This window comes from Escherichia sp. TW14182, from assembly GCF_000208525.1.
Classification (GTDB): Bacteria; Pseudomonadota; Gammaproteobacteria; order Enterobacterales; family Enterobacteriaceae; genus Escherichia; species Escherichia ruysiae.
Genome location: NZ_AEJZ01000169.1, coordinates 1 through 13,621 on the forward strand (window position 1 = coordinate 1; position 13,621 = coordinate 13,621).

A 13,621-nucleotide genomic window follows, 5' to 3' on the forward strand; every position below is an offset into this window, starting at 1 on the left:
TAGAGGCCGGGCGCCCGCCGCAGCGGCCGCAACGGCGTTAGCTTTCATAAAGCTACGACGACTGAGTTTCATGGTGTTTCCTCACCTTGCTCTTCCTGCTGGTGATAAACCAGCGACACCGCCAGCACGCCCTCTACGTTGCGTACTGACTCAATGGTTTGGATCAGCGTTTCGCTGTCTTCTGCTTCCACCACCACAATCAACTGACCGCTCGGCGCGTCGCTGACAGCAACTTCACAGCCGGTAAAGGCGTTCAGTTGGGTGCTGATGTCTGAAATTCGTTCGCTTTTGGCCTGCACGACCAGGCTGCAAACTTGCCAGTTAGTGTGCATGGAGATACTCCGCAGTTATGGCTGATACCGGACAGCTGGCTGCACATGCTCCACATCCGTTGCAAAGTTGGCTATTAAGTTGCGGCTGGTAGATCCCGGAGAGCGTCGGGCGAAAGATAATTGCCATTGGCTCGCAGCTATCCTGACAGCGGCGGCATTCAACTGACTGATACGCCAGGCACGCGTCCCCAATGGTGAACTGCAAATCCCAGGCCCTGGTGTGGCGCGGAGAAAATAGCGATTCGGGGCAAGCCTGCGCGCAGGCGTAACAGAAGCTGCACTCGTTATTTTTGAAATTAACGCTCGGATAGCCACCCGCGCCGCGTTGCAGAATGTTGTTTTCACAAGCATTAATACAGGCGTCGCAGCGGGTGCAATAGGTCAGAAAATGAGATTCATCACCGGACCAGGGCGGACGTATACCGTTACTGGCTTTGCGCCAGCGACCAGTGAGTATGCCCCGACGGGATGCATCAATCTTCACATTGACCTTCCATCATTAACGCGCTCTGAAAACTGAGAGCGACCAAATAAACCGCATAATTAATAAGCCATTTTTATAGCCGCTAAGATATTAAAGGATGTGTCAAAGATGCATACCCCGATCGGGGTAAAACCTGTAGCAGGATCAAAAGAGTGGTGGGAAGAGTGGCAAAAACGAGCTTTTGCTCACATTTCAAATGGTTATAAACATATTTATATAGCGATTAATTCACCAGAAATATTTCTCCAGGCTTCACCATTCATCAGAATTTAACACTAAAAGGGCAGGTAAAATTGTCTGAATATTCTTTAAGTTATTCATAAAGCAAATTAATAAATCTGATGAATATGTTAACCTTCAGCGACATCATCGGTGAAAACCTATAAATGAAGAAGGAAAGCAAAAATGAAGACCATTCTACCTGCAGTATTGTTTGCCGCTTTCGCTACCACCTCCGCCTGGGCGGCAGAGAGTGTCCAGCCACTGGAGAAAGTAGCGCCTTATCCACAAGCTGAAAAAGGCATGAAGCGTCAGGTGATTCAGTTAACTCCGCAAGAAGATGAATCTACCCTGAAAGTAGAACTGTTAATCGGTCAGACGCTGGAAGTCGATTGCAATTTGCATCGTCTCGGCGGGAAGCTGGAAAGCAAAACGCTGGAAGGCTGGGGCTATGATTATTATGTCTTTGATAAAGTAAGCTCCCCGGTTTCGACGATGATGGTCTGCCCGGATGGCAAGAAAGAGAAGAAATTTGTCACCGCGTATCTGGGCGATGCTGGAATGCTGCGTTACAACAGTAAGCTGCCGATCGTGGTGTATACGCCAGACAATGTGGATGTGAAGTACCGGGTCTGGAAGGCGGAAGAGAAAATTGACAACGCGGTAGTTCGCTAAACTGCTGTGAGGTGCGGCACCCCGTAGGCCGAATAAGACGGTTACGCCACATCCGGCATACCATGCCGGATGTGGCACATCATTACAACGCAATATCCGCCACTTCTTTTTGAACGGGTTGCGGTTTCAACTGCGGTTTCGGCGTACTGTCTGCCGCCTGCGGCTTATCGTATTTCAGCCCCAGCACTTCGCTGGTGTACTGCAACTCGCGTTCTGTTGCCGCCACATCGCCGTTCAGCTTACGGCCATAAGACGGAACGATCGCTTTCAACGTGGCCTGCCATCGCGGACTGGAAACACGATCACCAAATACTTTTTCCAGCAGATTCAACATAATCGGCGCGGCAGTTGACGCCCCCGGCGATGCCCCCAGCAGCGCGGCAATGGTTCCTTGCTGGTCGCTGACCACTTCTGTACCCAGACGCAGCACGCCGCCTTTCTCGGCATCGCGTTTGATAATCTGCACACGCTGTCCTGCTTGCCACAAACGCCAGTCCTCTTTTTTCGCCTGCGGATAGTACTCTTTCAACGCTTCAAAACGATCCTCTTCACTCAACATCACCTGACTTACCAGATATTTCACCAGATCGAAATTATCCAGCCCGACGTGCATCATCGGCATCACGTTAGAGGTGGTGGTGGAACTCATCAGATCCCACAGTGAACCGTTTTTGAGGAATTTGGTTGAGAAGGTGGCAAATGGCCCAAACAGCACTACGCGTTTACCGTCCAGCACACGGGTATCGATATGCGGAACCGACATCGGTGGTGCGCCAACGGAGGCTTTCCCATAGACCTTCGCCAGATGATGGTTAACCACGTCCGGGTTTTCCGAAACAAGGAACTGCCCACCAACCGGGAAACCAGCGTAGTCTTTCGCTTCCGGAATACCCGATTCCTGTAACAGCTTCAGCGCCGCACCGCCCGCGCCGATAAAGACAAATTTCGCGCGGATGTTCTGTGCTGTGCCGTTTTTCAGATCGGCAACGGTGACGGTCCAGGTGTTATCGTCATTACGTTTGAGGGCGCGGACTTCACTGCTGAGTTGCAGCGAGAAGTTAGATTTCTTCTGCAAGGAAGCAATTAACTGGCGGGTGATCTCACCGTAGTTCACATCAGTGCCGATTTCTGTGCGTGTAGCCGCCACTTTCTGCTGCGGATCGCGCCCTTCCATCACTAACGGAGCCCACTCTTTGATTTGCGCGTGATCTTCAGAGTAACGCATACCGCGAAACAGCGAACTTTGTTGCAATGCCGCATAGCGGGCACGCAGGAAATTGACGTTATCTTCGCCCCAGACAAAGCTCATGTGCGGAACGGTATTGATAAATGAACGCGGAGTACGCAGCACGCCGCGCTCGACCTGGTGCGCCCAGAACTGGCGGGAAATCTGAAATGCTTCGTTAATGGCGACTGCTTTTTCAATACTGATGCTGCCATCGGCGTTTTGCGGGGTGTAGTTCAGTTCCATCAGTGCAGAATGCCCGGTTCCGGCGTTGTTCCAGCCGTTCGAACTCTCCTGCGCGACACCCTCCAGGCGCTCCACCATGGTCATCGACCATTCAGGCTCCAGCTCGCGTAAATAGGTCCCCAACGTGGCGCTCATAATGCCGCCGCCAATCAACAGTACATCAGTTTCCTGCTCCTCGGACGCTTTCGCTTTTGCCGCCATCGAAACGGCATTAAGCCCCACGGCCATCGAGAAGAGCATGGCAGTCACTTTTTTCATCTTGTTAATGCCTTACTTTTAGTCGCTTTATTGCAGGTGAGATTTGCGCGGCATCAACGGTAACACTTAAGTAACAACATTTAAATAATGTTTATAAATTATATTCTAATTTTAGAAACATTATAATTTCGTTGATTAATTATAGGGTTATTAGAAATGAAGGGATTTTTAGAATATTGACCTGGCGGCAGCGAGCCGCCAGGTCAGCGTCAAAATATTATGCCGTCCGGGCAACAGCATCACGCGAAGCAGCATCGCGCTCTTCGCCCGTCAGTTCGCTAAGTTGCCCGTTGCGCATCTCCAGCAGGCGGTCGGCGTGGATAAAGTAATGGTCATCATGGCTGATGGCGAAAATAGTTTTTCCCATCTCCTGCATCAGCGGTAGCAGCACCTGATAAAACTCACGGCGGAAGTGTGGGTCTTGATCCGCCGCCCATTCATCCAGCAGGATAATATCGCGTTCTTCTGCCAACGCCAGCAACAGCGCCACGCGTTTTTTCTGCCCTTTTGATAACTTCAGGTTAACAATACGCCCGTTACTTAACTCCAACTTATGAGCCATTTTCAACTGCGCCAGCCACTTCTCAACCAGTTGCGGATTAGCAGGTTTACCCTCCGGCCCCAGCAGTTGATCAAACAGCCAGACATCGGTAAACACGGCCGAAAACAGTTTGCGATAATCTCCCGGTTTTTCGCCGCTGATGGGTTTACCATCCAGCAAAATTTCACCGCTTTGCGGCTGATACAACCCCGTCAGCAACATCGCCAGCGTCGATTTTCCACTACCGTTGCCACCAATCAGAAACAGCAGTTCGCCACGTTTGATGGTGACGTTAATCGGCCCAACGGAAAACGCGTTGTCCTGATAACTAAACGTCACATTACGCAGCTCCAGCGTTTGCCAGTTGGGAAACGCCTGCGGGCGTGGAAACTCCGCTTTGAAAGGCGCGAGCGCGAATTTGTTCAGCTTGTTAAACGCCACCTGAGCCGTCAGCAGCGTCGGTAATGCGCCAACCGCAGAAAGCAGCGGCGTGCGCAGGAATAACAGCGTCAGCGAATAGGTCGCGGCAACGTTGGTATCAGCCCAACCGAGACTGTTCGCCATCCAGAACACCAGGCCGATAGCACCCAACATCATGATGTTTGACCAGTTCACAGCACTAAGATGGAAGGTGTCTGCGCGGATAATATGATGGCGATACTCTTGCGCATCAGGAATGTAGAGGTTGTTAAACACATACTCGGCGCGTTCACGGTTCAGGGTCAGCTCTTTGCGCCCTTCCAGAACGGTTTGAAAATCCGTGTACAGCTTGTCTTCGGTTTCACGCAGGGTCGCCATATGTTTGTATACCCGCGCCACCAGCACAAAACCGCCCCAGATGGTGACCGCCATCCAGATTGCCGTTACCAGCAACATTTTGCCCGACAGCATCCACAAATACGCCGCTGAACCGATAGTGAGAATAATCCCCTGCACCAGTTCCGGCAAACGAACAAAAGCAATGGTGATATTGCGCACATCGCTGGTTAACCCCGCCAGCAATGAGGCGCTACCGAGTTGTTCGATACGCTCAACGTGGGTATCCAGAATCCGCTTGATAAATTCGCTACGCAGTCGGTAAACGAAGTGGTGCCCCAGCGTAGTAAGTGCCAGTTGCGATCCCAGCGTCACTGCCATTAGCAACAGCAATAAACCCAGAAACTCCGGCAGCACCAGCAGACTGTTATCCGCCGTTTCGATAAGGCGCTGATTGATAAAAGCAATTAAGCCAATGCCTAATGCCGCACTGGCGAGGCTTAGCGCCATCACACTGATAAATGGCCAGCGATACTGCCGCCAGACAAGTACAAGAAGTTCCATGCAGAAAACCCGGACAATGAATTACAGCCCGCAGTTTAAACATCTCCGCGCGCACAGCAATAATAATTCTTATTTTTATTCTTTTTTACCTGCATGACGGAATGTCAGATTGTAGCGGCAGTCGGCGGTGAGTGGATGAAAGCCCGCTTTGAGCGGTTGAATGCCGTGATAAAACAGCCGCGATTCACCGCCCCATACCACCACATCGCCATGTTCCAACAACAATCTTTTTAGCGGATCATTTCGTTTCAGGCCGCCAAATTGAAAAATCGCGGGTAAGCCCAGAGAAACAGAAACAATCGGTGCGCGCAGATCCGGTTCGTCTTTATCCTGATGTAACGACAGTTTCGCGCCAGGGGCATAGCGGTTGATAAGACAAGCATCAGGCTGGAAATCTGGATAGCCCGCCGCCGTAGCCGCACGTTGACATAAATTATGAAAACTCTGCGGCATGGCGGGCCACGGTTTATTTGTTTGCGGATCAATGGGCGAATAGAGATAACCCTGCCGATTGGTGGTCCAGCCCAGACGCCCGCAGTTGGTCATTGCCACCGACATGGTATATCCGCCGGGGGTAACCATCTGGCGAAACGGTGACTGGCGGGCGACATTGCTGATTCCCTGCATCAGTTGCTCCGCAGTATTAAAGGCAAAACGGCGCAGGATCACCGCGCCAGGTGCCAGGGGTTCTTGCCACGGTTCAGCATCAGCAAACAGATCCAACATTATTTTTCCTCGTTTTCAGCTTCACGGCGTAGCAACTGTGCTTTACGCGAAACACCCCAGCGGTAACCGGAAAGTGTGCCATCACCACGTACCACCCGATGACAAGGTATAACGATCGCTAACTTATTGGCGGCGCAGGCACTTGCCACGGCACGTACCGCTTTCGGTTTGCCGATGGTGTTTGCCAGTTGCTGATAACTCACAGTTTCACCGCAAGGAATGGTACGCAGCGCCTGCCAGACTTGCTGTTGAAAAGCGGTGCCGCGAATATCCAGCGGCAACGTCAGCGGCGTATCGCGCTGATTGAGGCTGGCGATCACTTCGCGTAGGCGTTGCTGAAACGTCGGGTCAGCGGGTGCGTTGTCGGCAGCGGGAAACATCTGCCGCAGTTCACTGATTAATGTCGCGTCATCATCACCCAGTAATATCGCGCAAATCCCCCGCTCGCTTTCTGCCACCAGGCAACGACCCAGCTTACAATCAGCCAGCGCATAACGCACAGCCAGGCTTTCGCCACCGTGACGAAACTGTTTAGCCGTCATGCCCAGCGTTTCATCGGCTTTACGGTAGTAACTGCTGCCGTCGGGGAATCCGGCATTGAGAATCGCCTGAGTCACGCTTTCCCCTTTTGCCAGAGATTCCCGTAAACGACGAGCGCGCCAGGCCTGTTGCCAGGCTTTAGGCGTCATTCCAGTCGTCGCTTTAAACAATCGATGCAAATGGAACGGACTCATCGCCACCTGGTCGGCTAAGGCTTCCAGCGTTACAGGCGTTTCCTGTTCCAGCAGTCGGCAGGCGTGGGTAATTTTATCAAGGCGATGTTGCTGGGGATTGGCTTTGTCTGGCTGACAACGTTTGCAGGGGCGAAAGCCAGCGGCAAGCGCCTCGCTGGCATCCGTATAGAAAGAAACGTTTTCCCGCAAGGCATGTCTGGCGCGGCAAGACGGACGGCAAAAGATGCCCGTGGTGCGCACGGCGAAGACAAATTCGCCGTCGGCGTTCGGGTCGCGGGCTAAGACAGATTGCCAGCGTTGATCATCAGTTAAGCGTGTGGCGTTTTTCATCATCAGCTCCCTGGTTAAGGATAGCCTTTAGTCTGCCCGGTCACCATCGCGCAAAAACCAACAATCTTGCGCTTTAATTTTTTTCGCTAATAAGGAAGCTTTTAAACTGCGGCGACATCCAGGTTTTAAAGCTATCGCCCTCTTTGGTGATCATATAGACCGCCAGCCCTTCCCGACGAACGACTTCTTTGGCTTTCTCCGGCCCGAGCACCATCAAACCTGTATCCCAGGCGTCGGCTTCCAGCGCCGTCGGGGCAATCACCGTCACGGAGACCAGATTGTGCTCAATGGGACGCCCGGTTTGCGGATCGATAACATGGGAAAGGCGTTTGCCGTCCAGTTCGTAATAGTTGCGATAGCTGCCGGAGGTGCTAATCCCGTGACCGTTGATATCCACCACGGCCTGAACCGCGTTCTCTTTATCGGTCGGTTTTTGGATCGCCACCCGCCACGGCTGCCCTTCGCCGTTCATGCCACGGCTGTTCAGCGCGCCCCCCACCGACACCAGATAGCGGGAAATACCTTCCTGCTCCATTAAGCGTGCCAGATGATCTGCCGCATAACCTTCGCCGACGGTGGAGAGATCGACATATAAATCCGGCAGATCTTTTTGCAGATATTGCTGATGCGACTGATTAATGACCGTCAGGTGCTGCAAACCTGTTTTGGCTTTCATCGCGTCGATCTGTTCCTGGTTCGGGATTTGTACTGGCTGTTGTTCCGGGCCAAAGCCCCACAGATTCACCAGCGGCCCGACAGTAATATCCATCGCGCCATCGGTTTTGGCGCCAATGCGCAGCGAGGTGGTGATGATATCGGCCATCGCTTCACTTACCGGCCACGGCGACAAACTTTTCGAGTCGTTAAAGCGCATCAGCGCGGAGTCTTTTTTATAGGTCGAAAGCAGCTGATCGTCGGCGTCCAGCTGGGTCTGAATCTTCTCTTTAAGTTCAGCACTGCGTTTGGCGTCAATGCCAGGGATGCTGGCACGCCAGAAGGTTCCCATCGTTTTGCCTTCAAGAACGGTAACTTCAGTAGCGTGGGATTTGGCGGGTTGTGTTTTTTGATCGCAACCAACAAAGAAGAGCGCGGCAGCCAGCAATGCCACGCGGGTAAATCTTATTTCCATACGTGATTATCCTCATGCGAACGGTCGCAAGAGTACACCAAAAAACTGCGTTTGTACGCTGAAAACAATGAAAAAAGGGCCCGCAGGCCCTTTGTTCGATATAAATCGAGATTAGAACTGGTAAACCAGACCCAGAGCTACGATATCATCAGTGTTGATGCCTGCAGCGCGGGTGAACTGGTTGTCGTCCAGCAGGTTGATTTTGTAGTCAACGTAGGTGGACATGTTTTTGTTGAAGTAGTAGGTAGCACCAACATCAACATATTTCAGGATATCTTCGTCGTCGTAGTTACGACCAGCAACGACACCCAGGTTTTTACCTTTAGACTGCAGGTATGCTACAGACGGACGCAGACCGAAGTCGAACTGATACTGAGCAACAGCTTCGAAGTTCTGTGCTTTGTTCGCCCAACCCAGGGTACCTACGCGAGTCGCGTTGTAGGTCTGGGTGTACTGAGCAGCCAGGTAGATGTTGTTAGCGTCGTATTTCAGACCACCGGTGTAGGTTTCAGCACGGTCGCCAGTACCGATGAAGCCCAGGTTGTTCTGATCCCAGGTACGTTTGGAGCTGGAAACTGCAGCACCGATACCGAAGCCTTCGTAATCATAAGTAACAGAACCGCCAACGCCGTCGCCGTTCTGACGCAGAGCACCACGACCGTTGTTGGTCATGCCTTCGCCGCTTACGCTACCGTTTTTACCCTGGTACTGAACAGCAAAGTTCAGACCGTCAACCAGACCGAAGAAGTCGGTGTTACGGTAGGTCGCGAAGCCGTTACCACGCTGCTGCATGAAGTTGTCAGAACCGTAAGTGTCGCCACCAAATTCTGGCAGTACGTCGGTCCAGGAAGTTACGTCGTAAACAACGCCGTAGTTACGACCGTAGTCGAAAGAACCAACGTCCTGGAATTTCAGACCAGCGAATGCCACACGGGTCCAGGAGTTTTCTTTGTTGTCTTCAGAGGTATTGCCCTGGATCTGATATTCCCACTGGCCGTAACCGGTCAGCTGGTCAGTAACCTGAGTTTCGCCTTTGAAACCAAGACGTACATAGGTCTGGTCGCCGTCTTCTGACTTGTTGTCAGAGAAATAGTGCAGGCCGTCTACTTTACCGTACAGATCTAATTTGTTGCCGTCTTTGTTGTAAACTTCAGCAGCGTTTGCTGCGCCTGCTACCAGCAGAGCTGGGACCAGGAGGGACAGTACTTTAACTTTCATGTTATTAACCCTCTGTTATATGCCTTTATTTGCTTTTTTATGCCACTGCATACTGATTAACCCTCATTAATCAGTCGGCAAGTCCATTCTCCCCAAAAATGCAGAATAATCCAACACGAATATGATACTAAAACTTTTAAGATGTTTCATTTGTCGCTATAGATGTTTCAAAATGTAAATATGATGGAACTTTTTAAGATTCTTGATGATTGGCGAAATAAGCACCTAACATCAAGCAATAATAATTCAAGGTTAAAATCAATAACTTATTCTTAAGTACTTGATAGCACTGAATGCCAAAACAAAATCTTCACTCGCAACTAAAATATGTCTCGCTATCATCATTAACTTTATTTATTACCGTCATTCATTTCTGAATGTCTGTTTACCCCTATTTCAACCGGATGCCTCGCATCCGGTTTTTTTTACCCTTCTTTACACAACTTTTATTTTTTTGTACTACCGCTGGAAAATTATAACGCTTGTTAATAATTCACAAAAAATTAACAAGATATAATTCCCGCCATCTTTTCTTTATCCGTAATTAATTTCGCTCTTCTTTTTTGCAGATTATTTGTACAGCAGAATGCGGTGTGTACATCTATTTCTCATCTGGCAGAACGAGACATATCGTTGAGGAATAGAGAATCATCTATCGGGTAATAGTCTGGAATTTCGCACTGTACCCTTTATACTGCCCTATCACTTCGCGAAGTTTTAACAGGTCATAAACACGAATGCGTCAGAAAGAGACAACGGCCACGACCCGCTTTTCACTCCTACCGGGGAGCATTACCCGCTTCTTTTTACTGTTGATCATTGTGTTGCTGGTGATGATGGGTGTAATGGTACAAAGCGCAGTCAACGCCTGGCTGAAAGATAAAAGCTACCAGATTGTCGACATTACTCATGCTATACAAAAGCGCGTCGATACCTGGCGTTACGTGACCTGGCAGATCTACGACAACATCGCTGCAACGACTTCACCTTCCACCAGCGAAAGTTTGCAAGAGACGCGTCTGAAACAGGATGTCTACTATCTGGAAAAACCGCGTCGCAAAACAGAAGCCCTGATCTTTGGTTCTCACGACAACTCAACGCTTGAGATGACCCAACGAATGTCTACTTATCTGGACACATTATGGGGCGCAGAAAATGTACCGTGGTCGATGTATTATCTGAACGGTCAGGATAACAGCCTGATTCTTATCTCGACCCTGCCGTTAAAAGATCTCACCTCCGGATTTAAAGAATCGACCGTCAGTGACATTGTTGATTCTCGTCGCGCAGAGATGCTGCAACAGGCTAACGCCCTGGATGAACGTGAAAGTTTTTCTAACCTGCGCCGTCTTGCCTGGCAGAACGGTCATTATTTTACCTTGCGTACAACCTTTAACCAGCCGGGACATCTGGCAACAGTGGTTGCATTTGATCTGCCTATTAATGATTTAATCCCGCCAGGGATGCCGCTGGATAGCTTCCGTCTTGAACCAGAAGCAGGTACTGCGGGTAACAATAATAATGAGAAAGAAGCAACGGATAGCGTCAGCATTAACTTTAATAGTTCGAAGATTGAAATCTCTTCGGCGCTCAACTCCACCGATATGCGGCTGGTCTGGCAGGTTCCTTACGGCACTTTGCTGCTGGATACATTGCAAAATATTCTGCTGCCACTGCTGCTGAATATCGGTTTGCTGGCACTGGCGCTTTTTGGTTACACCACCTTTCGCCATTTCTCCGGGCGCAGCACAGAAAGCGTTCCCAGCACCGCAGTGAATAACGAACTGCGTATTTTGCGAGCAATAAATGAAGAGATTGTGTCACTGCTGCCACTCGGTCTGCTGGTTCACGATCAGGAATCGAATCGCACAGTTATCAGCAATAAGATTGCCGACCATCTGCTGCCGCATTTGAATCTGCAAAACATCACCACCATGGCAGAACAGCATCAGGGGATTATTCAGGCGACCGTCAATAACGAGCTGTATGAAATTCGCATGTTCCGCAGCCAGATAGCGCCGCGTACGCAAATCTTCATCATTCGCGATCAGGATCGCGAGGTGCTGGTGAACAAGAAACTCAAGCAGGCACAGCGCCTGTATGAGAAAAACCAGCAGGGCCGGATGGCCTTTATGCAAAACATTGGCGATGCGCTGAAAGAACCCGCACGGTCACTGGCGGAGAGTGCGGCTAAACTCAACTCCCCGGAAAGCAAACAACTGGCAAATCAAGCTGATGTGCTGGTGCGCCTGGTCGATGAAATTCAGCTAGCGAATATTCTTGCGGACGATAGCTGGAAGAGCGAGACCGAGCTTTTCTCCGTACAGGATTTAATCGATGAAGTAGTGCCCGCAGTGCTACCAGCAATGAAACGCAAAGGCCTGCAACTGCTGATTAACAATCATCTGAAAGCACACGATATGCGCCGTGGCGATCGCGATGCTTTACGCCGTATTTTGCTGCTGTTGATGCAATATGCCGTCACCTCAACGCAACTGGGGAAAATTACCCTTGAGGTTGATCAGGATGAATCCTCTGACGAACGTCTGACTTTCCGCATTCTTGACACCGGAGATGGTGTAAGTATTCATGAAATGGATAATTTGCACTTCCCGTTCATCAACCAGACCCAAAGCGATCGCTATGGCAAGGCGGACCCGCTGGCATTCTGGTTAAGTGATCAACTAGCGCGAAAACTGGGCGGTCATTTAAATATTAAAACGCGGGACGGGCTTGGCACACGATACTCCGTGCATATAAAAATGCTCCCTGCTACCCCGGACGTTGAAGAGGAAGAAGAACGTTTACTGGATGATGTCACCGTGATGGTGGATGTAACTTCCACAGAAATTCGGAATATTGTCACTCGCCAGTTAGAAAATTGGGGTGCAACCTGTATCACACCCGATGAAAGATTAATTAGTCAGGATTATGATATCTTTTTAACGGATAATCCGTCTAATCTTACTGCCTCTGGCTTGCTTTTAAGCGATGATGAGTCTGGCGTACGGGAAATTGGGCCTGGTCAATTGTGCGTCAACTTCAATATGAGCAATGCTATGCAGGAAGCGGTCTTACAATTAATTGAAGTGCAACTGGCGCAGGAAGAGGTGACAGAATCGCCTATGGGTGGAGATGAAAATGCACAACTCCATGCCAGCGGCTATTATGCGCTCTTTGTAGACACAGTACCGGATGATGTTAAGAGGCTGTATACTGAAGCAGCAACCAGTGACTTTGCTGCATTAGCCCAAACGGCTCATCGTCTTAAAGGCGTGTTTGCCATGCTAAATCTGGTACCCGGCAAGCAGTTATGTGAAACGCTGGAACATCTTATTCGCGAGAAGGATGTCCCAGGAACAGAAAAATACATCAGCGACATTGACAGCTATGTCAAGAGCTTGCTGTAGCAAGGTAGCCTATTACATGAACAATATGAACGTAATTATTGCCGATGACCATCCGATAGTACTGTTCGGTATTCGCAAATCACTTGAGCAAATTGAGTGGGTGAATGTTGTCGGCGAATTTGAAGATTCCACAGCACTGATCAACAACCTGCCGAAACTGGATGCGCACGTGTTGATTACCGATCTCTCCATGCCTGGAGATAAATACGGTGACGGGATCACCTTGATCAAATACATCAAGCGTCATTTCCCTAGCCTGTCGATCATTGTTCTGACCATGAACAACAACCCGGCAATTCTTAGCGCGGTACTGGATCTGGATATCGAAGGAATCGTCCTGAAGCAAGGCGCGCCTACAGATCTGCCGAAAGCCCTCGCCGCGCTGCAAAAAGGCAAGAAATTTACCCCGGAAAGCGTATCTCGTCTGCTGGAGAAAATCAGCGCCAGTGGTTACGGTGACAAGCGTCTCTCACCTAAAGAGAGTGAAGTACTGCGCCTGTTTGCAGAAGGTTTTCTGGTTACCGAGATTGCTAAAAAGCTCAACCGTAGCATCAAAACCATCAGCAGCCAGAAGAAATCCGCGATGATGAAGTTGGGTGTCGAGAACGATATCGCCCTGCTGAACTATCTCTCTTCTGTGACCTTAAGCCCGGCAGATAAAGAGTAATCTCCCGACAGGCCAGATAAGCACCGACCGCCGGATGCGGCGTGAACGCCTTATCCGGCCTACAAATCCCAATATTTCAATACACTGCACAAACATAGGCCTGATAA

General features: G+C 50.2%; 13 protein-coding genes. 4 read left to right on the top strand and 9 right to left on the bottom strand.

Annotated elements, in window-relative coordinates; translation table 11 throughout:
* The 3 genes from EQY_RS27300 to napF form a co-directional block, all read right to left on the bottom strand.
* Positions 1-72 (bottom strand): twin-arginine translocation signal domain-containing protein (locus EQY_RS27300; protein WP_138984119.1); only part of this gene is annotated, 72 nt, incomplete at its 3' end.
* Positions 69-332 carry a chaperone NapD gene (gene napD / locus EQY_RS0114700; protein ID WP_000557384.1) on the bottom strand — a complete coding sequence of 88 codons (264 nt, stop codon included), beginning with the start codon at positions 330-332 and terminating at the stop codon, positions 69-71. The genes napD and EQY_RS27300, both read right to left, overlap by 4 nt.
* Positions 322-816: a ferredoxin-type protein NapF gene (gene napF, locus EQY_RS0114705; RefSeq protein WP_000686746.1), complete on the bottom strand. Its 495-nt coding sequence runs from the start codon at positions 814-816 to the stop codon at positions 322-324. The genes napD and napF overlap by 11 nt, the downstream gene beginning before the upstream one ends.
* 108 nt (positions 817-924) lie before the next feature.
* Between napF and yojO the strand changes: the two genes are divergently transcribed.
* Entirely contained in the window at positions 925-1,089 is a 165-nt protein-coding gene (gene yojO / locus EQY_RS26510; protein ID WP_021551082.1) for a protein YojO, read from the top strand.
* Positions 1,090-1,221: 132 nt separating this feature from the next.
* Complete coding sequence (eco, locus tag EQY_RS0114715) at positions 1,222-1,710, top strand: serine protease inhibitor ecotin (protein WP_000849223.1); 489 nt, start codon at positions 1,222-1,224, stop codon at positions 1,708-1,710.
* 82 nt (positions 1,711-1,792) lie between these two features.
* Here eco and mqo read toward each other — a convergent pair whose 3' ends face one another.
* The 6 genes from mqo to ompC all read right to left on the bottom strand — a co-directional run bounded on the left by mqo (position 1,793) and on the right by ompC (position 9,437).
* Complete coding sequence (mqo, locus tag EQY_RS0114720) at positions 1,793-3,439, bottom strand: malate dehydrogenase (quinone) (RefSeq protein ID WP_000758079.1); 1,647 nt, start codon at positions 3,437-3,439, stop codon at positions 1,793-1,795.
* 217 nt (positions 3,440-3,656) lie between these two features.
* Entirely contained in the window at positions 3,657-5,300 is a 1,644-nt protein-coding gene (yojI, locus tag EQY_RS0114725; protein ID WP_000422165.1) for a microcin J25 efflux ABC transporter YojI, read from the bottom strand.
* Positions 5,301-5,375: 75 nt separating this feature from the next.
* Complete coding sequence (gene alkB / locus EQY_RS0114730) at positions 5,376-6,026, bottom strand: DNA oxidative demethylase AlkB (protein WP_000884980.1); 651 nt, start codon at positions 6,024-6,026, stop codon at positions 5,376-5,378.
* Positions 6,026-7,090 carry a bifunctional DNA-binding transcriptional regulator/O6-methylguanine-DNA methyltransferase Ada gene (gene ada, locus EQY_RS0114735; protein WP_000786436.1) on the bottom strand — a complete coding sequence of 355 codons (1,065 nt, stop codon included), beginning with the start codon at positions 7,088-7,090 and terminating at the stop codon, positions 6,026-6,028. The genes alkB and ada overlap by 1 nt, the downstream gene beginning before the upstream one ends.
* 73 nt (positions 7,091-7,163) lie before the next feature.
* Complete coding sequence (gene apbE, locus EQY_RS0114740; RefSeq protein WP_000405667.1) at positions 7,164-8,219, bottom strand: FAD:protein FMN transferase ApbE; 1,056 nt, start codon at positions 8,217-8,219, stop codon at positions 7,164-7,166.
* Positions 8,220-8,330: 111 nt separating this feature from the next.
* Positions 8,331-9,437 (bottom strand): porin OmpC, encoded by a 1,107-nt coding sequence (ompC, locus tag EQY_RS0114745; RefSeq protein ID WP_000865604.1) that lies wholly within the window; start codon positions 9,435-9,437, stop codon positions 8,331-8,333.
* Positions 9,438-10,174: 737 nt separating this feature from the next.
* Here ompC and rcsD point away from each other — a divergent pair.
* Complete coding sequence (gene rcsD / locus EQY_RS0114755; RefSeq protein WP_001249070.1) at positions 10,175-12,847, top strand: phosphotransferase RcsD; 2,673 nt, start codon at positions 10,175-10,177, stop codon at positions 12,845-12,847.
* Positions 12,848-12,863: 16 nt separating this feature from the next.
* Complete coding sequence (gene rcsB, locus EQY_RS0114760) at positions 12,864-13,514, top strand: response regulator transcription factor RcsB (protein ID WP_001516743.1); 651 nt, start codon at positions 12,864-12,866, stop codon at positions 13,512-13,514.
* Positions 13,515-13,621: the final 107 nt, after the last annotated feature.